At 60.4% G+C, this 19333-nt stretch carries 18 protein-coding genes and 1 pseudogene; 16 read left to right on the top strand and 3 right to left on the bottom strand.

The features are described from left to right. Nucleotides 1-22 precede the first annotated feature (22 nt). From QF010_RS25995 to selO, 5 genes and pseudogenes are all read left to right on the top strand, one after another. A pseudogene (locus QF010_RS25995) lies at nucleotides 23-859 on the top strand (MCP four helix bundle domain-containing protein); the annotation flags it as partial. Continuing rightward, nucleotides 842-1714: a methyl-accepting chemotaxis protein gene (locus tag QF010_RS25990; RefSeq protein ID WP_371925560.1), complete on the top strand. Its 873-nt coding sequence runs from the start codon at nucleotides 842-844 to the stop codon at nucleotides 1712-1714. The pseudogene QF010_RS25995 and the gene QF010_RS25990, both read left to right, overlap by 18 nt. 348 nt (nucleotides 1715-2062) lie before the next feature. Further along, nucleotides 2063-3805, top strand: a complete 1743-nt coding sequence (locus QF010_RS25985; protein ID WP_429534204.1) for a potassium/proton antiporter — start codon at nucleotides 2063-2065, stop codon at nucleotides 3803-3805. A gap of 34 nt (nucleotides 3806-3839) precedes the next feature. Continuing rightward, nucleotides 3840-7190 carry a mechanosensitive channel MscK gene (gene mscK / locus QF010_RS25980; protein ID WP_429534203.1) on the top strand — a complete coding sequence of 1117 codons (3351 nt, stop codon included), beginning with the start codon at nucleotides 3840-3842 and terminating at the stop codon, nucleotides 7188-7190. 48 nt (nucleotides 7191-7238) lie between these two features. After that, nucleotides 7239-8702: a protein adenylyltransferase SelO gene (selO, locus tag QF010_RS25975; protein WP_429534202.1), complete on the top strand. Its 1464-nt coding sequence runs from the start codon at nucleotides 7239-7241 to the stop codon at nucleotides 8700-8702. A gap of 6 nt (nucleotides 8703-8708) precedes the next feature. On the opposite strand, the gene mazF is transcribed toward selO, so the two are convergent. Beyond that, complete coding sequence (gene mazF / locus QF010_RS25970; protein ID WP_033055418.1) at nucleotides 8709-9071, bottom strand: type II toxin-antitoxin system toxin MazF; 363 nt, start codon at nucleotides 9069-9071, stop codon at nucleotides 8709-8711. Next, complete coding sequence (mazE, locus tag QF010_RS25965; protein WP_033055417.1) at nucleotides 9071-9340, bottom strand: type II toxin-antitoxin system antitoxin MazE; 270 nt, start codon at nucleotides 9338-9340, stop codon at nucleotides 9071-9073. Before mazE ends, mazF begins: the two co-directional genes overlap by 1 nt. Nucleotides 9341-9610: 270 nt before the next feature. On the opposite strand from mazE, the gene trxC reads away from it, so the two are divergent. Beyond that, on the top strand, nucleotides 9611-10045 hold the full coding sequence (gene trxC, locus QF010_RS25960; RefSeq protein WP_033055416.1) for a thioredoxin TrxC: 435 nt from the start codon (nucleotides 9611-9613) through the stop codon (nucleotides 10043-10045). A gap of 10 nt (nucleotides 10046-10055) precedes the next feature. On the opposite strand, the gene QF010_RS25955 is transcribed toward trxC, so the two are convergent. Next, nucleotides 10056-10826: a ParA family protein gene (locus tag QF010_RS25955; protein WP_033055415.1), complete on the bottom strand. Its 771-nt coding sequence runs from the start codon at nucleotides 10824-10826 to the stop codon at nucleotides 10056-10058. A gap of 354 nt (nucleotides 10827-11180) precedes the next feature. Between QF010_RS25955 and QF010_RS25950 the strand changes: the two genes are divergently transcribed. The 10 genes from QF010_RS25950 to QF010_RS25905 all read left to right on the top strand — a co-directional run bounded on the left by QF010_RS25950 (nucleotide 11181) and on the right by QF010_RS25905 (nucleotide 19176). After that, on the top strand, nucleotides 11181-11906 hold the full coding sequence (locus QF010_RS25950; protein WP_033055414.1) for a beta-ketoacyl synthase chain length factor: 726 nt from the start codon (nucleotides 11181-11183) through the stop codon (nucleotides 11904-11906). After that, on the top strand, nucleotides 11882-12691 hold the full coding sequence (locus QF010_RS25945) for a lysophospholipid acyltransferase family protein (protein WP_033055413.1): 810 nt from the start codon (nucleotides 11882-11884) through the stop codon (nucleotides 12689-12691). The genes QF010_RS25950 and QF010_RS25945 overlap by 25 nt, the downstream gene beginning before the upstream one ends. After that, the gene (locus QF010_RS25940) at nucleotides 12672-12932 is read left to right on the top strand and encodes a phosphopantetheine-binding protein (RefSeq protein ID WP_033055412.1); all 261 of its coding nucleotides are present in this window, start codon (nucleotides 12672-12674) and stop codon (nucleotides 12930-12932) included. The genes QF010_RS25945 and QF010_RS25940 overlap by 20 nt, the downstream gene beginning before the upstream one ends. Nucleotides 12933-12941: 9 nt before the next feature. After that, nucleotides 12942-13196, top strand: coding sequence for an acyl carrier protein (locus QF010_RS25935; RefSeq protein WP_007992314.1), 255 nt, complete (start codon nucleotides 12942-12944; stop codon nucleotides 13194-13196). Then, on the top strand, nucleotides 13193-13738 hold the full coding sequence (locus tag QF010_RS25930; RefSeq protein WP_033055411.1) for a COG4648 family protein: 546 nt from the start codon (nucleotides 13193-13195) through the stop codon (nucleotides 13736-13738). Before QF010_RS25935 ends, QF010_RS25930 begins: the two co-directional genes overlap by 4 nt. Next, the gene (locus tag QF010_RS25925; protein WP_033055410.1) at nucleotides 13735-15417 is read left to right on the top strand and encodes an acyl-CoA synthetase family protein; all 1683 of its coding nucleotides are present in this window, start codon (nucleotides 13735-13737) and stop codon (nucleotides 15415-15417) included. The genes QF010_RS25930 and QF010_RS25925 overlap by 4 nt, the downstream gene beginning before the upstream one ends. Before the next feature lie 137 nt (nucleotides 15418-15554). Continuing rightward, nucleotides 15555-16289: a glycosyltransferase family 2 protein gene (locus QF010_RS25920; RefSeq protein ID WP_429534201.1), complete on the top strand. Its 735-nt coding sequence runs from the start codon at nucleotides 15555-15557 to the stop codon at nucleotides 16287-16289. Then, nucleotides 16286-17233 carry a lysophospholipid acyltransferase family protein gene (locus tag QF010_RS25915; protein ID WP_429534200.1) on the top strand — a complete coding sequence of 316 codons (948 nt, stop codon included), beginning with the start codon at nucleotides 16286-16288 and terminating at the stop codon, nucleotides 17231-17233. The genes QF010_RS25920 and QF010_RS25915 overlap by 4 nt, the downstream gene beginning before the upstream one ends. Beyond that, the gene (locus QF010_RS25910; protein ID WP_033055403.1) at nucleotides 17214-18758 is read left to right on the top strand and encodes an HAL/PAL/TAL family ammonia-lyase; all 1545 of its coding nucleotides are present in this window, start codon (nucleotides 17214-17216) and stop codon (nucleotides 18756-18758) included. Before QF010_RS25915 ends, QF010_RS25910 begins: the two co-directional genes overlap by 20 nt. Beyond that, nucleotides 18751-19176, top strand: a complete 426-nt coding sequence (locus tag QF010_RS25905) for an acyl-CoA thioesterase (protein WP_008149615.1) — start codon at nucleotides 18751-18753, stop codon at nucleotides 19174-19176. The genes QF010_RS25910 and QF010_RS25905 overlap by 8 nt, the downstream gene beginning before the upstream one ends. The last annotated feature ends 157 nt before the right edge of the window (nucleotides 19177-19333 follow it).

Below are 19333 nucleotides of genomic sequence, written 5' to 3'. Positions count from 1 at the left end.
AGGGCCTCAAGACTTTAGTCGTATGACCGATAAGTCACCCATACGTCAGTCTCAGCGCCGCACGGATGCGCTCTTTTCGGTAAACACCATGTCCCTTCGTAATATGAATATCGCGCCACGGGCGTTCCTCGGTTTTGCCCTGATTGGCGGCCTGATGCTGATTCTGGGTGTGTTTGCCTTGAACCAGATGAGCAAGATTCGCGGCGCCACCGAGGAGATCACCTCAAGCAGCGTGCCGAGCATCAAGAGCCTCGACGAGTTCACGCAACTCACCTTGCGCCTGCGCGTGCTGTCCTACCGTTTGCTGGTGAACCGCGAGCCGGACGTGCAGCAAAAAACCATGGAACTGCTGGAAACCCGCAATCAGCAGATTCGCGCCGCTCAGGCGATTTACGAAAAACTGATCACCAACCCGCAGGAACGTTCGGCCTACGACCAGTACGTGCAGTTGCTCGGCCAGTACCGTCAGATCGAAGACCGCATGAAGACCCTGTCGCGCAACAATCAGGTCGATGAGCTGCGCACCCTGCTCAACACCGATTTGCTGACCAACTCCGAAGCGGTGAATGCCGTGTTGAACCGCCTTCTGGAGATCAACACTCAGCAGACCCTCGACACCAATCAGCAAGCGGCCGACCAATACGCCTCGGCCTTCAACCTGGTGGTCACCCTGCTAGTGATCGCGACCGGCCTGACCCTGCTTTTCGCCTGGTTGCTGACCAACAGCATCACCAAGCCGATCGCCAACGCCCTGAGCGCTGCCGAAGAAATTGCCGAAGGCAACCTGACGCGCCCGATCCATGTCGATGGCGAAGACGAAGCCGGCCGCTTGCTGCTGGCCATGTCGAAGATGCAGGACAAGCTGCGCGACACCCTGCAACGGATTTCCGGTTCCGCCACGCAACTGGCGTCCGCCGCTGAAGAGCTCAACAGTGTCACCGACGAAAGCGCCCGTGGCCTGACCCAGCAGAACAACGAAATCGAACAAGCCGCCACCGCGGTCAACGAAATGACCAGCGCCGTGGAAGAAGTCGCGCGCAATGCCGTCAGCACGTCCGAAGCCTCGAAAAATGCCACCACTTCCGCCGGTGATGGCCGTGACCTGGTGCAGGAAACCGTCAGCGCCATCGAACGTATGAGCGCCGATGTGCAGAGCACCGCGACCCTGATTGGCGACCTGGCCAACGAGTCCCGTGACATCGGCAAAGTGCTGGACGTGATTCGCGGTCTGGCTGATCAGACCAACTTGCTGGCATTGAACGCGGCAATCGAAGCTGCTCGTGCCGGTGAGGCCGGTCGTGGTTTCGCCGTGGTAGCGGACGAAGTGCGTGCCCTGGCCCACCGTACCCAGCAGTCGACCAGCGAAATCGAACGCATGATCGGCAGCATCCAGAGCGGTACCGAACACGCAGTGGATTCGATGCGCAACAGCACCGAGCGCGCTGAATCGACCTTGAACATCGCCCGTGGCGCAGGCATGTCGCTCGACACTATTAATAGCGCCATCGTCGAAATCAACGAACGCAACCTGGTGATCGCCAGCGCTGCCGAAGAGCAGGCACAGGTGGCCCGCGAAGTGGATCGCAACCTGGTGAACATTCGTGATCTGTCGGTGCAGTCGGCCACCGGGGCTAACCAGACCAGTGCCGCGAGCAATGAGCTGTCGCGATTGGCGCTGGACCTGAACAACATGGTTGGGCGGTTTAGCCTCTGATCGGGATTGGTGGTGCTTTCAAGAGCCACCCCTCACCCCAGCCCTCTCCCCACGGGGGAGAGGGGGAAAGGGAGCCGATCTTCATGCTGTTCAGAACCTGAGTTCGGCTCGATATCTCAGGTCGCAATATTTCGCGCAAGCACCTCGGTCAGTCCCCTCGCCCCTCTGGGGCGGTCCGACGTTTCGGGAGGGTAGGGTGAGGGGTCGGTTGCAAGTCGAACAAAAATCCAGGCCACGCACTGTCAAAAAAGCTTTTTGACAGCATCACATTTCAACAGGTTAGAATCGCTGGCACGCAGACTGCATGGTCAGTTTGCGCCCGCCTTTCAGCTTTCTGGAGTACTGCCTTTGAATGCGACGACCATCAACAGCCTGTTCTTGATCGGCGCGTTGCTGGTAGGTGCAAGCATTCTGGTGAGCTCACTTTCATCGCGCCTCGGTATCCCGATTCTGGTGATCATCCTCGCGGTGGGCATGTCGGCCGGCGTCGACGGCGCTGGCATTATTTTCGATAACTACCCAACGGCTTATCTGGTCGGCAACCTCGCCCTGGCCGTCATCCTGCTCGACGGCGGCTTGCGCACCCGGGTTTCCAGCTTCCGCGTGGCATTATGGCCGGCGCTGTCGCTGGCGACGGTCGGGGTGTTGATCACCACCGGGCTGACCGGCATGGCAGCCGCGTGGCTGTTCAACCTGAACCTGATTCAGGGCCTGCTGATCGGCGCTATCGTCGGCTCCACCGACGCCGCGGCGGTATTCTCGCTGCTCGGCGGCAAAGGCCTGAACGAACGGGTGACCGCCAGCCTCGAGATCGAGTCCGGCAGCAACGACCCGATGGCGGTGTTCCTCACCGTGACCCTGATCGACATGCTCGCCAGCGGCCAGACCGGCCTGCATTGGAGCCTGCTCGGGCACTTGATGCGTGAGTTCGGCATCGGTGCTGTCATCGGCCTGGGCGGCGGCTGGGTCATGCTGCAACTGGTCAACCGTATCCACTTGGCCACCGGCCTGTATCCGATCCTGGTGATTGCTGGCGGACTGGTTGTGTTTGCCCTGACCAACGCCTTGCACGGCAGCGGCTTTTTGGCGGTTTACCTGTGCGGCCTGGTCATCGGCAACCGCCCGGTGCGCAGCCGCCACGGCATTTTGCACATGCTCGATGGCATGGCCTGGCTGGCGCAAATCGGCATGTTCCTGGTACTGGGGCTGCTGGTAACGCCCCACGACTTGTTGCCGATTGCCCTGCCCGCCCTGGGCCTGGCGCTGTGGATGATTCTGTTTGCGCGGCCGTTGTCGGTGATCGTCGGCCTGCTGCCGTTCAAGGCGTTCCATGGGCGCGAGAAGGCGTTCATTTCCTGGGTCGGGTTACGCGGCGCGGTCCCGATCATTCTGGCGGTGTTCCCGCTGATGGCCGGCCTGCCCAACGCCCAGCTGTATTTCAACCTCGCCTTCTTTATCGTATTGGTGTCGCTGCTGGTGCAGGGCACGAGCCTGCCGTGGGTGGCGAAGCTTTTGAAAGTGACCGTTCCGCCAGAGCCGGCGCCGATCTCCCGCGCAGCCCTGGAAGTGCACGTCACCAGTGAGTGGGAGCTGTTCGTTTATCGCCTCGGTGCCGAGAAATGGTGCATCGGCTCGCCCCTTCGCGAACTGAAAATGCCCGAAGGCACTCGGATTGCAGCACTGTTTCGTCGCCAGCAACTGCTCCATCCGTCGGGTAGTACGGTGCTCGAAGTCGACGATTTGCTGTGCGTAATCGGCCATGAACACAACCTTCCGGCCCTCGGAAAACTCTTCAGTCAGGCACCGCAACGGGGCCTCGATTTGCGTTTCTTCGGCGACTTCGTACTCGAAGGAGACGCCCAGTTGGCTGCGGTTGCGGCGCTTTACGGGTTGAAAGTGGAAGGCATCGATCCGGACATGTCGCTCGGTCATTTCATTGCCCAGAAAGTGGGCGGTGCACCCGTAGTCGGTGACCATGTGGAGTGGAACAACACCATTTGGACCGTCGCAGTCATGGAAGGGAACAAGATCGGTAAAGTGGGCGTCAGATTCCCCGAAGGAAGTCGCCCCGGTCCGGGCTTGTTCCTCTAAACTCCACACTTCGTCTCGCTTTCGATCGGTCTCTATGTCAACCCTGCGCACGTTTATCATCACGGCCCTGCTGGGCTTGAGTCTTACTGTCGGTACATTGCAAGCGGCCGAACCGCCGTCCAGCGAAGCCGTGCAGGCGAACCTGGACAAGATCGCCGACCGCAAATTGCCGGAAGCCGATCAGAAAGCCCTGCAGAGCATCCTCCAAAACACGCTGACACAGCTCAACAACCAACGTGATTACGAGCAGAAACTGGCCGATCTCAAGCAGCAACTGGCCAACGCCCCGAAGCAGAACATCGAGAACCAGCGAGAACTGACCAAGCTTAAAGCCACCAAAGTGCTGCCAGTACCGCAGCGCTATGCCAAAGAGCCTATTCAGCAGCTGGAGCAAATGCTCACCGAGCGCTCCACCCAGCAAAGCGATCTGCAGAAAGCCCTGGCCGAGGCCAACAGTCTGGTGATTACTGCCCAGACCCGCCCAGAGCGCGCACAGGCCGAAATTTCTGCCAGCCAGACTCGCATCCAGCAGATCAACAACATCCTCAAGATCGGCAAGGACGCCGGCAAGACCTTGACCTCTGAGCAACGCGACCTGCTCAACGCTGAACTCGCGGCACTGAACGCCCTGATCCCGTTGCGTCGCCAGGAACTGGCCGGCAACAACCAGTTGCAGGACTTGGGTAACAGCCAACATGACTTGCTCTCGGAAAAATCCGATCGCCTGGATCAGGAAATCCAGGAGCTGCAAACCCTGATCAACCAGAAGCGCCTGGCCCAGTCACAAGAGACGGTGACGCAGCAATCCATCGAAGCGCAGAAGTCCGGCGGCAGCAGCCTGCTGGCTACCGAAAGCGCGGCGAACCTGAAGCTTTCGGACTACCTGCTCAAAAGTACGGACCGCCTCAACGAAGTCACCCAGCAGAACCTGCAGACCAAGCAGCAGCTGGACAACGTGACCCAGAGCGATTCGGCGCTGGACGAGCAAATCAACGTGCTCAAGGGCAGCCTGCTGCTCTCCAAGATTCTCTACAAACAGAAACAGTCTCTGCCACGCCTCAGGCTCGACCGTGACCTGGCCGACCAGATCGCCGACATTCGCCTCTATCAATTCGAAGTCAGCCAGCAACGGGAACTGCTCAGCAACCCGGCGGCCTACGTCGATAACCTGCTGTCGACTCAGCCTCCCGAGCAAGTCACCCCGCAACTGCGCAAGAGCCTGCTGGAACTGGCCACGACCCGTGCGGACCTGCTGGAGCGGCTGAACCGCGAACTCAGCGCGGTGCTCAACGAATCCATCACGTTGCAACTCAATCAGAAACAACTGCTCAGCACCGCGCAAAGCCTGCGGGCGACCCTCGATGAGCAGATGTTCTGGATTCCCAGCAACAAGCCGCTGGACCTGGAATGGATGCGCGCCGTGCCGGAGCGTCTGGAACGTCAGGTCACCACGCTGCCGTGGGCTTCCAGCCTGAGCGAATTAAGTGACGGCCTGACCCAACGGCCGCTGCTGTTCCTGCCCCTGGCACTGTTGATCGGTGCCCTGCTGTGGCGGCGCAAAAGCCTGTATGCCCGACTGAGCAAGGTTCACCAGGACATCGGCCACTTCAAGCGCGACAGCCAGTGGCACACGCCGCAGGCAATCCTGATCAACATTCTGCTAGCGATGCCGGTCTCCCTGGGTCTGGCCTTGTGTGGCCTGGCCTTGCAAATCGACGCCCGCGGACAGAACGCGAACATGGGCGCAGCGCTGCTGCAAATGGCCCAGGCCTGGCTAGTGTTCTACACCGCCTACCGGGTCCTTGCGCCGGGCGGCGTGGCCGAACTGCATTTCCGCTGGGAAAAACCTCAGGTCGAATTCCTGCAGGGCTGGGTCCGTCGACTCGGGCTGGTGGTCATGGCGTTGGTCGCGGTGGTGGCGGTCGCCGAGCTGCAACCCGCGACCCTGGCCGATGACGTACTCGGCATGCCGGTGGTGCTGACCTGCTACGCGTTGATGGCCTGGCTGCTCAGTCGCCTGCTGATCAGCAGCCCGACTCACCAGAACGCTTCGCTGTTCCGTAAGGCCGTGGGGATCATGTTCACCGTCCTGCCTGTCGCGCTGTTCGTGGCGGTGTGCTTCGGCTATTACTACACCGCGCTGAAGCTCAGTGACCGGTTGATCAACACCCTTTACCTGCTGATGTTCTGGCTGGTGATCGAAGCCACCTTCGTACGCGGCCTCAGCGTTGCGGCACGCCGTCTGGCCTACCAGCGCGCCCTGGCCAAACGCCAGGCTGCGAAAGAGGCCGGCGATGGCGAAGCGGTGATCGAAGAGCCAACGCTGGACATCGAGAAGGTCAACGAGCAGTCCCTGCGCCTGATCCGCCTGGCACTGCTTGGCGGTTTCATCGCGGCGCTGTACTGGGTCTGGTCGGACCTGATCTCGGTGTTCTCGTACCTGGATAACGTCACCCTCTACGAATACACCAGCGGCACCGGCGCCAACATGAGCATGGTGCCCATCAGCATTGGCGACATGCTCGGCGCGCTGATCATCATCGGCATCACCTTCGCTCTCGCGCGCAACTTGCCGGGGTTGCTGGAAGTATTGGTGCTGTCGAAGCTGAACCTGGCTCAGGGCAGCGCCTATGCCACCACCACCTTGCTGTCCTACGTGATCGCTGGCATCGGCTTCGTCTCGACCTTGTCGACACTCGGCGTGAGCTGGGACAAGTTGCAATGGCTGGTGGCGGCGCTGTCGGTGGGTCTCGGCTTCGGGATGCAGGAAATCTTCGCGAATTTCATCTCCGGGATCATGATCCTGTTCGAACGTCCGGTGCGGATTGGCGACACCATCACCATTGGTAACCTGTCCGGTACGGTGAGCAAGATCCGCATCCGCGCCACGACCATCACCGACTTCGACCGCAAGGACATCATCGTCCCGAACAAGACGTTCATTACAGGACAACTGATCAACTGGTCCCTGACCGACACCATCACCCGAGTGACCCTCAAGCTCGGTGTCGATTACGGCTCGGACCTGGACCTGGTCAAGGAATTGCTGCTCAAGGCTGCACGTGAAAACCCACGTGTGCTGAAGGATCCCGAACCCCACGTGTACTTCCTGAACTTCGGCGAAAGCACCCTCGACCACGAGTTGCGTATGCATGTGCGCGACCTTGGCGACCGGAACCCGGTGCTCGATGAGGTCAACCGCTTCATCAATCGCGAGTTCAAGAAACAGCACATCAACATCTCGTTCCGGCAGATGGAGGTTTACCTCAAGAACATCCAGGGCCAGGAATACAGAATGGTGCCCGTCGATCCGGAAGCCAAAACCATTGCGCCGCTGGTGGAAGGCCAATCACCGTTACAGCCACCCGCGGCCAAGCTCGACTAAGCGGCCTATCCCTAGCAGAATGCTCGGACATTCTGCTGGAGATGGCCGTTGAAAGCCCTCGACGAACTGACCTTCGATAACCGTTTCGCCCGCCTGGGCGATACGTTTTCCACCCATGTGCTGCCTGAGCCCATCGACAACCCGCGCCTGGTGGTGGCCAGCCCCGCCGCCATGGCATTGCTCGATCTCGACCCTACCGTGGCCGAAACCCCGGAGTTTGCCGAACTGTTCAGCGGCCATAAGCTCTGGGCTGACGCGATCCCGAGGGCAATGGTCTATTCAGGTCATCAGTTCGGTTCCTACAACCCACAACTGGGCGATGGTCGCGGTCTGTTGCTGGGCGAGGTCTACAACGAGGCCGGCGAGCATTGGGACCTGCACCTCAAGGGTGCCGGCCAGACGCCCTTTTCGCGCATGGGTGATGGCCGGGCGGTGCTGCGGTCCTCGATCCGCGAATTTCTTGCCTCCGAAGCGCTGTATGCCCTGAACATCCCGACCACCCGCGCCCTGTGCGTCATCGGCTCCGACACGCCGGTGTGGCGCGAGAAGCAGGAACGCGCCGCCATGGTCCTGCGCATGGCGCCGAGCCATGTGCGTTTCGGGCATTTCGAATATTTCTACTACACCAAACGTCCCGAGAAACAGAAAGAACTCGGCGACCACGTGCTGGCCATGCATTTCCCGGAGTGCCTGGAACAGCCGGAACCGTACCTGGCGATGTTTCGCGAAATCGTCGAGCGCAATGCCGAACTGATCGCCAAATGGCAGGCCTATGGCTTCTGCCACGGCGTGATGAACACTGACAACATGTCGATCCTCGGCATTACCTTCGACTACGGCCCGTTCGCCTTCCTCGACGACTTCGACGCCCACTTCATCTGCAACCACTCCGATGACCAGGGCCGTTACTCCTTCAGCAACCAGGTGCCAATCGGCCAGTGGAACCTCAGCGCCCTCGCCCAGGCCCTGACGCCATTCATCAGCGTCGAAGCCCTGCGTGAAACCCTCGGTCTGTACTTCCCGTTGTACCAGGCCCATTACCTGGACCTGATGCGCCGCCGCCTCGGCTTCACCACGGCCGAAGACGATGACCAGAAACTGTTGGAACACCTGCTGCAACTGATGCAGAACAGTGGCGTCGACTACAGCCTGTTCTTCCGCCGTTTAGGGGAAGAATCACCGGAACTGGCCGTCGCCCGTTTGCGCGATGACTTCGTCGACATCAAAGGCTTCGACGCCTGGGGCGAGCTCTACATCGCCCGGGTTGTTCGTGAAGGCGAGGCTGATCAGGAACAACGCCGCAAACGCATGCACGCCGTCAATCCGCTGTACATCCTGCGCAACTACCTGGCGCAGAAAGCCATCGATGCGGCGGAGAGCGGCGACTATTCAGAGGTCCGTCGCTTGCACGCGGTGCTGAGTAATCCGTTCGAGGAGCAGCCGGGGATGGAAAGCTACGCCGAGCGTCCGCCGGAGTGGGGCAAGCATTTGGAGATCAGTTGTTCGTCGTGAGAGGGATCAATCCATGGGATCGATGGCACTGACGACTCGAGCAATGATGTCTGCCATCGTGATGTCATCAAGTCGTTCAATGAACTTGGCTGAGCCGTCCCGGACTCGCTGCTCAATATCAAAACTGCGCACCTGATTGCAAACCGCTACACCGTTCGTTTCGTGGCCGGAGACGATGACCGCCAAACCGGAGTTTCGACTGAAGCTCCCGCCACTAGTCACGGGCACAGTCATGCTGACACCCAGGGAGTTGATTTCCCTTGGCGTAATCACCACGAACCGATGCCGGTTCATCATCTCTCGTCCCGCAATCGGGTTCGGGTCAATCCAGTAGACATCGCCCCGCTGCGGGGCTTGCCGCCTAACCATCAACCTAGCTCCCGGCCAACTGGATCGCCTTCACGTGCAAACGCCGTCTGAGCATTAAGCTCAGCGACTTCTTCAGAACCTTCAAGCAATTCGGCAAGGCTGTACCGCTTGCGAGGAGGCTGTACAACCGGACGGGCAATCAACTCGCCATCGACCACATTCAGTTCCAACTGTGCCCCTACTTCCAGGTGCAGGAGCTTCAGTAAAGTTGGCGGGAGGGTAATCACCGCAGCCCCACCTTGACGGCGGATTTTGGAAGTCACGGACACGGGATAACTCCTATCCGATAATTGAAAGGCATCGATTTCTCGATAAGTGCAACAAAAGTAGCACGAGGTTAAAGGCAAAGCGAACTCCTCACTGAGAGATTTGAAGATGATGGCGTTGCTTCCAGCGTAGCCACCGATCCCAAACGGAACGCTTGGAAAATGTGAGGATTTGCGACAAGCGCGTCGCTCCTGCTGGCCCTTCTCAGCTTGATAAAAGCAGTTTGCGACACCAGATCAGTTCAAGATTGCCCACTCATTCAGAGCACGACTATGTCCGACCCACTCCTCATCCCCTGCCCCCACTGCAACGGCCTCAACCGCATCCCCGCCGAGCGCCTCAATGACCATCCAAAATGCGGTCGCTGCAAAGCCGAAGTTCTGCTGAGTAAACCCTTTGAGTTGAAGCAAAGCGATTACACCAGCCAGATCAAAGGTGATCTGCCGTTGCTGGTGGACGTTTGGGCGGATTGGTGTGGGCCGTGCAAGTCGTTTGCGCCGGTGTTCGAGCAGGCGGCGGTGCAATTGGCGGGTAAGTGTCGACTGGCCAAGCTGGACAGCGAGGCGAACCAGCAGTTGTCGGCGCAACTGGGGATTCGCTCGATCCCGAGCCTGATTCTGTTCAAGAACGGCCGGGAAGTGGCGCGCCAGAGTGGCGCCTTCCCGTTACCGCAATTGATGAGTTGGTTGCGTAGCCAAGGGATCTGACGACGAGTAGTCAGGCATTTTCCAGAAGGTTGTGCAGATCGACGAATTGCTGCGTCAGCTTGTGACGTGGGTCGAGGTGGATCAGCGGCGTGTTGGCCTGGTGGGATTCACGCATGCGCACCGAGCTGCCCAGGTACACCGGTAATACCGGCAGGCCTTCGGCGATCAGTTCGTCGAGGATTTGTTGGGGCAGACTGGCGCGAGCCTGGAACTGGTTGACGACAATCCCTTCAACTTCCAGCCCTTCGTTGTGGTCGTCCTTCAATTCTTCGATTTCTGCCAACAAGCCGTATAACGCCTGACGCGAGAAGCTGTCGCAATCGAAGGGAATAAGCACACGATCAGCGGCAATCAACGCAGATACCGCGTAAAAGTTCAGCGCTGGCGGAGTATCGAGGTAGATCCGGTCGTAATCACCGTCCAGCTCCTCGAGCAATTTGCGCAGCTTGTTGATCTTGTGTTTGGCCTCAAGCTTGGGCTGCAAGTCAGCCAGCTCAGCAGTGGCGGTGATGAGGTGGAGGTTGTCGAAGGGGGTTTCGTAGATATCGACCTGGTTTTTCTTGGAGAACGGTCCGGAAGACAGGGTCTGTTTGAAAAAATCGGCAATGCCCATGGGAATGTCATTACCGGTGAGGCCCGTCAGGTACTGAGTGGAGTTGGCCTGGGCATCGAGATCCACCAAGAGGGTGCGATAACCCTCGCTGGCACTGACCGCCGCCAGATTGCAGGCAATGCTGGATTTGCCTACGCCACCTTTCTGATTGAACACCACGCGCCGCATGTCAAAACCTCCGTGTATCAAAGAATGACCGAGTGTAGTAGTCCACGGCGCTGCTTAGCTACCTTGCCGGCATCGGGACTACACAGTCATCGGCAATCTCTCAATAAAAAAGCCGCTAACTCTGCCGTTGACCACTGACAGAGCCGACAGACGTCCCCACCACGATGTGGATAATGGCCAATTGACAGCCACGCACGAACCAACCGGTACATTTCATTGAGCAAAATGTAACCATCATTTGCTACACGCCCGCCGCAACGGGATAATGCGCACCACTCGGCGCTAAGCGCTACGTAGGGTAGTTCGCGTTTTTTGCGACTCACCGCGTCAAGGAAGCCCGCAGGGGCGGGATGAATGTCTGTGATCAATTTCAACATCGCCCATTGGCGCGCGTGGGCCCCTGGGCTCGAAAGCGTGGACGACTGGCAGGCCTGGAGCCGACAACCGGTCGTGCTTGCGAGCAGCGATGCCGCACCCGACGTCTCGTTTCTACCGGCCATGCAGCGCCGGCGACTCAGCCGTCTCGCGCGGATGGCGTTCAGTGTCGGCTGGCCCTTGGCCGATGGCCGCCAGGACCTACCGTTGGTCTTTATTTCTCGCCACGGCGAAACCCCGCGCACGTTCGATATTCTCAGTGATCTGGCTGCCGATCAGCCGCTGTCGCCGACTCAGTTCAGCCTGTCCGTGCACAACGCGATCATCGGCCTGTGGTCGATCATGCGCGGCGAAACCAGCGAAATGACGGCCCTCGCTGCAGCCGGCGATGGCCTTGAAAACGGCATGCTAGAGGCCGCGGCTTTGCTTTCCGAGGGCGCTCCCGCGGTACTGCTGATCGTCACCGAAGAGCAACCGCCCGAAGCCTACTCGACCTGGATCGACGACGTGCCGTTCCCTTACGCGGTCGGCCTGCTGATCACCCCCGGAAATGACTGGCAGCTGTCCCTGAACAGCGCCTCGGATGAGTTGTCCAAAGCCCGATGGCCCCATGCACTGAACCTATTGCGTACTCTGCTCGGCCAGCAGACAACCTGCCAACATGCCTGGAAAAATCGTGTATGGACCTGGCAACGCAACCTGTAACCGAAAAAAACCGCGACGCCTACTACTGGCGCCTGCTGGCTACCGCCGCGAGCTTCACCCTGTTCGGGTTGGGCGGGTTGTGCCTGCGACTTGTGGTTTTCCCGCTACTGAACTGCCTGCCCGGCGATGCCCGGACACACCGGCGGCGAGCGCGACACACCGTCGCCCGCCTGTTCTGGTTTTTTGTGCGATTCATGGCCCGCACCGGCGTGCTGACTTACGACATCCAGGGCGCCGAAAAACTCGGTCGACCGGGGCAAATGATCATTGCCAATCACCCGTCGCTGATCGATGTGGTGTTCCTGATCGGCCTGGTGCGCCACGCCAATTGCGTGGTCAAGAAGAGCCTCTGGGAGAACCCCTTTACCCGCGGCCCGCTGCGCTGCATCGAATACATCAGCAACGACGGCAGCATGGACATGCTCGATGCCGCTGCCGACGCGCTGAAAAGCGGCCAGACGCTGATCATCTTTCCAGAAGGCACCCGCACGCGGCCCGGTCAGGCGCCAGCCTTCCATCGGGGTGCTGCGTCGATCGCTCTGCGCGGTGCGAAAATCCTCACCCCGGTGATTATCAAGGTCAACCCGACCACGTTGACCAAGGCCGAGCCCTGGTATCGGATCCCAAAACGCCGTGTGCACTTCAGTTTCCGTGTCGGGGCCGATATAGACCCACAAGCCTTCGCATCTCTGGGCCCCGCTCCTCAGGCCTCGCGCAAGCTCAATGACTATTTGCATCATTACTACATTAAGGAGCTCGCCGAAGATGAGCGATCTACACCGTGAAATCAAAGAACTGATCATCGACGCCCTGGGCCTTGAAGACATGAGCGCACAAGACATCGGCGACGACCAGACGCTGTTCGGCGAAGGCCTGGGCCTGGATTCGGTAGACGCTCTGGAACTCGGCCTGGCCATCCAGAAAAAGTACGGCATCAAAATCGACGCCGACGCCAAAGACACCCGCAATCACTTCAGCAACGTGGCGAGCCTTGCGGCGTTCGTCACTGCAAAACAGGCAGCTTGAGACCGGACCATGCAAACTCGTGACGACATCTTCAACACCCTGCGCGATGCTCTGGTCGAACTCTTCGAGCTGGACCCCGAGCGCGTAAGCCTCGAATCCAACCTGTATCAGGACCTGGAAATCGACAGCATTGACGCGGTCGACCTGATCGATCACATCAAACGCCAGACTGGCAAGAAAATCGCTGCCGAAGAGTTCAAATCGGTGCGTACCGTCAGCGACGTGGTCGAGGCGGTCTACCGTCTGGTTCAGCCGGCCGCATGAGCCGACTGATCGGCCTCGGCCTGCTGCTGGCGGGCCTGCTGTACCCCTTCGCGGTGTATTTCGGCATGGAGCATTTCGCGCCATGGCAGTTTGGTCTGCTGCTGGGCAGCCTGTGGCTGGCCCGGGCACTGTTCGGTACGCGCAAGCCCGGCAGTTTGTGGATGGCAGTCACCGCGATTGCTTTTTGCCTGTTGCTGGCGTTGTTCGACAGCCCGCTGCTACTGCGCTGGTACCCGGTGCTGATCAGCGCGTTCATGCTCGGGCTGTTTGGCCTGAGCTTGATCGTTGGCCCGCCGATCATCGAACGCCTGGCGCGTTTGCGCGAACCGAAACTGCCGGCCAAGGCGATTGTTTATACCCGCCAGGTGACGATCGTCTGGTGCGTGTTTTTCTTCTGTAACGGTTTGCTCGCCGCCGCCCTGACCCTATGGGCGCCGCTGAGTTGGTGGATGTTGTACACCGGCCTGATTTCCTACGGATTGATGGGCCTGTTATTTGCCATTGAATGGCTTATACGACAACGGGTACGAGGCCACCCATGAATTGGATAAAACTTGAGCACCTGTTGCTCAAGGCGCAACCGGAACGTGCCGTGACGGCCGAACCGGCACTGAATCACGCTCAGCTGTGCGAACAGGCGTTGAGCCTCGCCGCGGGCCTGCAAGCCCAGGGTGTGCGGCGCATTGCCGTGCACCTTGAGGACGCCGCCGACCTGGCGATTGCCCTGCTCGGCGCCTGGCGCGCCGGGGTCAGCGTGCTGCTGCCCGCAGACCTGCAAGCCCAGACTCGCCAGCGCTGGTCGACCGAAGTCGATCTGTGGCTGACCGATCAGGCCGATGACGCACACCTGAGCGATTATCGGCATCCGCCGTTGATGGCCGCCGCGCTGGATCTGGATCGCAATTCGCTGAGCCTGTGCACGTCCGGTTCCAGCGGCGAGCCCAAGCGCATCGACAAAACCCTGCGCCAATTGGCCAATGAAGTCGAAGCGCTGGAGCAGCTCTGGGGCGCCGATCTTGGCGCGGCTTGCATCATCGGCAGCGTCGCCACTCAGCATATCTACGGCTTGTTGTTTCGAGTGCTGTGGCCGCTGTGCGCCGGGCGCTCGTTTGTGCGCAAGCAACTGGCATTCCCTGAAGACCTGCAGCGCGCCAGCCGCGAACACCCGGTGTTCGCCTGGGTCGCCAGCCCGGCGCTGCTCAAGCGCATGGGCGACAACCTCGACTGGTCCGCGTTAAGTGCGGTTCGCCGGGTATTTTCCTCCGGTGGTGCATTGCCGACCGAGGCTGCACAAAGCCTGCACCAGCGCCTGCAACAGTGGCCAACGGAAATCCTCGGCAGCTCGGAAACCGGCGGTATCGCCTGGCGTCAGGGCCACGCGCTCTGGCAACCCTTTGCTGATATCGAGTTGAGCCAGGACAGCGACGGCGCCCTGCTCATTGCTTCGCCGTACTTGCCTCCCGGGCACATCGAACACACCGCGGACGCCGCGCGAATCGCTGCCGACGGCCGATTCGAACTGCTCGGACGGCTGGACCGGATCGTCAAACTGGAAGAAAAACGTATATCACTACCGATGCTGGAACAGGCCCTGATGGCCCACGACTGGGTCGCCGAAGCGCGTCTTGGCGTGGTTCAGGAAAATCGCGCTTCATTGGGTGCGCTGCTGGTGCTGACCGAGTCAGGCCTGCATGCCTTGCGCAATCAGGGTCGACGCACCCTCACGCAGGAACTGCGTCAGCATTTGAGCCAGCATTGCGAAGCCCTGGCGTTGCCACGACGCTGGCGCCTGCTGCGACAACTGCCGCTGAACGCTCAGGGCAAACTGCCCCAGGCCACCGTTGAAGCCCTGCTGCTGGCCCCGCGTCCAAAGGCGCCGGAAGTGCTGGATCAGGTCGAAGTCGATGGCGAATGGAGCCTGCAACTGGCGGTACCACCCGACCTCGCCTACTTCAGCGGTCACTTCCCTCAGGCGCCGGTATTGCCCGGTGTAGTGCAAGTGGAATGGGCGTTAACGCTGGGTCAGCAATTGATGGACCTGCCGGCAAAATTCGCAGGCATGGAAGTGCTGAAATTCCAGCAACTGGTGCGTCCCGGCGATGAAGTCCAATTGCACCTGCGCTTCGACCCGACGCGCAGCAAGCTGTATTTCACCTATCGCAACGAGTCCGCGACCTGCTCCAGTGGGCGGATTTTGCTTAAGGCTGCAGGCGATGAATAATCTGTGGCGAGGGAGCTTGCTCCCGTTCGAGCGCGAAGCGTTCGCAATGAAATCTACGCCGGATGGTTTTGGGGTCGCTTCGCAACCCAGCGGGAGCAAGCTCCCTCGCCACAAGGGTTCTGTGGAGGTTTTAAATCGTGCATAACCCCTGCGCCGTGGTCCCGGTCTACAACCACGAAACCGCCATCACCACGGTGGTTGATGCGCTGCTCGCCAGCGGCCTGCCATGCATTTTGGTGGACGATGCCAGCAGCCCGGCCTGTGCAAAGGTGCTCGATCAACTGGCCCTGCGCGACAAAGTGTTCCTGATTCGGCTCAGCGCCAACCAGGGCAAAGGTGGCGCGGTCATGACCGGTTTTCGCGAAGCCTCGCGCCTGGGCTTCAGCCATGCCTTGCAGGTGGACGCCGACGGTCAGCATGATCTGCAAGACGTCCAGACCTTCATCGAATTGTCGCGCGCCCATCCCGAGGCGGTGATCTGCGGCTACCCGCGATACGACGCCAGCGTGCCGAAAGGTCGCTTGTACGCCCGCTACCTGACTCACGTCATGGTCTGGATCAACACCCTGTCGTTGCAGATTCGCGATTCCATGTGCGGCTTCCGTGTCTATCCGTTACCACCGACCCTGGCGCTGATCGATTCGGCGAAGATCGGCAAGCGCATGGACTTCGACTCGGACATTCTCGTACGGCTGGCCTGGCGCAATCTCCCCATGCAATGGCTGCAAACCAATGTCCACTACCCGCTGGATGGCGTCTCGCATTTCCGCCTGTTCTACGACAACGTGCTGATTACGAGCATGCACACGCGGTTGTTCTTCGGCATGTTGCTGCGGGCGCCCGTGATCCTCTGGCGGCGGTGGCGAGCATGAGCGCTGAAGCGGATAAAAAGCACTGGGCTGATCGCGAAGAGCGCGGCAGCTTCTGGCTGATGAAATTCACCGCATTCTGCGCCAAAGTGCTGGGCCGGCGGCTGCTGAGCCCGTTGCTGTACGGCATCGTTCTGTACTTTTTCCTGTTCGGGCGCAGCGCCCGTCACAGCGCCTGGCAGTACCAGCAGAGGCTCGCTGACTGGAGTGGTCGCCATGAATTGCGCCCGACCCATTGGCGAGTGTTCGGCCAGTTCATGGCCTTCGCCGATTCCATGCTCGACAAGCTCGACGTATGGAACGGCAAGTTGAGCATCGAGCAGATCGAAATCATCGACCCGGCCTTGCTGCGCAATCAACTGCGCGGCACCCGCGGGCAGATGCTGGTGGGCGCGCACCTGGGCAATCTCGAGGTCTGCCGCGCGCTGGCCGAAATCGGTGAAAAAGTCACGATGAACGTGCTGGTGCATACCAAGCACGCTGAACAATTCAACCGTTTGCTCGGCGAAGCCGGCGCGACCAATTTGCGGCTGATTCAAGTCAGCGAACTGGACCCGCTGATCATGCTGCAACTCCATGAGCGCCTGGAGCGCGGCGAATGGCTGGCGATTGCCGGCGACCGCGTGCCGCTGCATGGCGGACGCAGCGTCACCGTGGACTTCCTCGGCCATCAGGCCGCGTTCCCTCAGGGCCCATGGTTGCTTGCCGGCCTGCTGAAATGCCCGATCAACCTGATGCTGTGCCTGAAGAAGCCGACGGGCGACTATCGACTGACCCTCGAACCGTTCGCCGAGGCCGTGGTGTGGAAGCGCAGCGACCGCGAGCAGGTCATTCATCAGTGGGCCTCCCGCTATGCCGAACGCTTGGGTCACTATTGCCTTGAAGCGCCCCAACAATGGTTCAACTTTTACCCTTTCTGGAAGACCGATGACGACGCCAACGCTTGAGCCGGTAACCTTCGGCGAACTCCCTTTGCGCATCGAAGACGTGCTGGCCCTGGCCAACCGTCAGGTGCCGACGCAGTTGCAAAGCGACCCTGCGTACCGCGAGCGTATCGCCAAGGGTGCGCGATTCCTCGACTCCCTGCTGGACAAGGAAGGCGTGATCTACGGCGTGACCACCGGTTACGGTGATTCTTGCGTGGTCGCGGTGCCGCTGCATCACGTCGAGGCGTTGCCCCGTCATTTGTATACGTTCCACGGCTGCGGCCTAGGCAAACTGCTCGACGCACAAGCCACTCGTGCGGTGCTGGCGGCGCGTTTGCAGTCGCTGTGCCACGGCGTGTCCGGAGTGCGCGTTGAACTGCTGGAACGCCTGCAAGCCTTCCTCGAACACGACATTCTGCCGCTGATCCCGGAAGAAGGCTCGGTGGGCGCCAGCGGTGATTTGACGCCGTTGTCCTATGTCGCCGCGACCCTGTCCGGCGAGCGCGAAGTGATGTTCCGGGGTGAACGCCGGCAAGCGGCCGACGTACACCGCGAACTGGGTTGGGAGCCGTTGGTACTGCGCCCGAAAGAAGCGTTGGCGCTGATGAACGGCACCGCCGTCATGACCGGCCTCGCCTGCCTGGCCTACGCCCGCGCCGATTACCTGCTGCAACTGGCCACCCGCATCACCGCGTTGAATGTGGTCGCGTTGCAAGGCAACCCCGAGCACTTCGACGAGCGCCTGTTCGCCACCAAACCGCATCCGGGGCAGATGCAAGTCGCCGCGTGGCTGCGCAAGGATCTGGCGATCGACGCGCCGACTGCGCCGCTGCATCGCCTGCAAGATCGTTATTCACTGCGTTGCGCGCCCCACGTCCTCGGCGTACTGGCCGACAGCCTGAACTGGCTGCGCTCGTTCATCGAGATCGAGCTCAACAGCGCCAACGACAACCCGATCATCGACGCCGAAGCCGAACGCGTGCTGCACGGCGGGCACTTCTACGGCGGCCACATTGCGTTCGCCATGGACAGCCTTAAAAACCTGGTGGCCAACGTCGCCGACCTGCTCGATCGTCAACTCGCCCTGTTGGTGGACGAGCGCTACAACCATGGCCTGCCAAGCAACCTGTCCGGCGCCACCGCTGACCGGGCGATGCTCAACCACGGCTTCAAAGCCGTGCAGATCGGCACCAGCGCCTGGACCGCCGAAGCGTTGAAAAACACCATGCCGGCCAGCGTCTTCTCGCGCTCCACCGAGTGCCACAACCAGGACAAAGTGAGCATGGGCACCATCGCCGCCCGCGATGCGATCCGTGTGCTGGAGCTGACCGAACAGGTTGCCGCTGCCACCCTGCTGGCCGCCAACCAAGGCGTCTGGCTGCGCAGCAAGGCCGAGGATGCGCGTCCATTGCCGCCGGCCCTGGCCGCCATGCACGAAGAGCTGGCGAAAGACTTCCCGCCGGTCATCGAAGACCGCGCGCTGGAAGGTGAATTGCGCCTGTGCCTGCATCGCATCGCCGAGCAACACTGGAGGCTGCATGCGTAGCAAGGGAGTGCTTCACACCGATACGGAAATCCTCGTGCCGTTCTTTGATGTCGACACCATGAACGTCGTCTGGCACGGCCATTACATCAAATACCTGGAAGTCGCCCGCTGCGCGCTGCTGGACAAGATCGGCCACAACTACTCGGCCATGGTCGAGTCGGGTTACGCCTGGCCGGTGATTGATCTGCAATTGCGTTATGTGCGCGGCGCCGTGTTCGGCCAAAAGCTCAACGTGCGCGCCAATCTGGTGGAATGGGAGAACCGTCTGAAGATCAGCTACCTGATCAGCGATCTGGAAACCGGCGAACGCTTGACCCGCGCCAGTTCCGTGCAGGTCGCCGTCGACATGAGCAGCCGCGAAATGCAGTTGGCCTCACCCAAGGTCTTCACCGATGCTGTTGAAAGGATGCTCGCATGACCCTGCTGAAAACCCTCTGTAGCAGCTGGCGAAGCCTGCGTTCGGCTGCGCAGCAGACGCCCTGCGTTTTTCCTATTACACCGCATTGGCAGGTTTTACGACGGCTTCGCCGCCGAACGCAGCCTCGCGGGCTCGGCAGCTGCTACGGGTTCGTGGT

It is taken from the genome of Pseudomonas silensiensis (assembly GCF_050434865.1).
Taxonomy (GTDB): Bacteria; Pseudomonadota; Gammaproteobacteria; order Pseudomonadales; family Pseudomonadaceae; genus Aquipseudomonas; species Aquipseudomonas fluorescens_W.
This window is presented reverse-complemented; position numbering and strand designations above follow the sequence as displayed.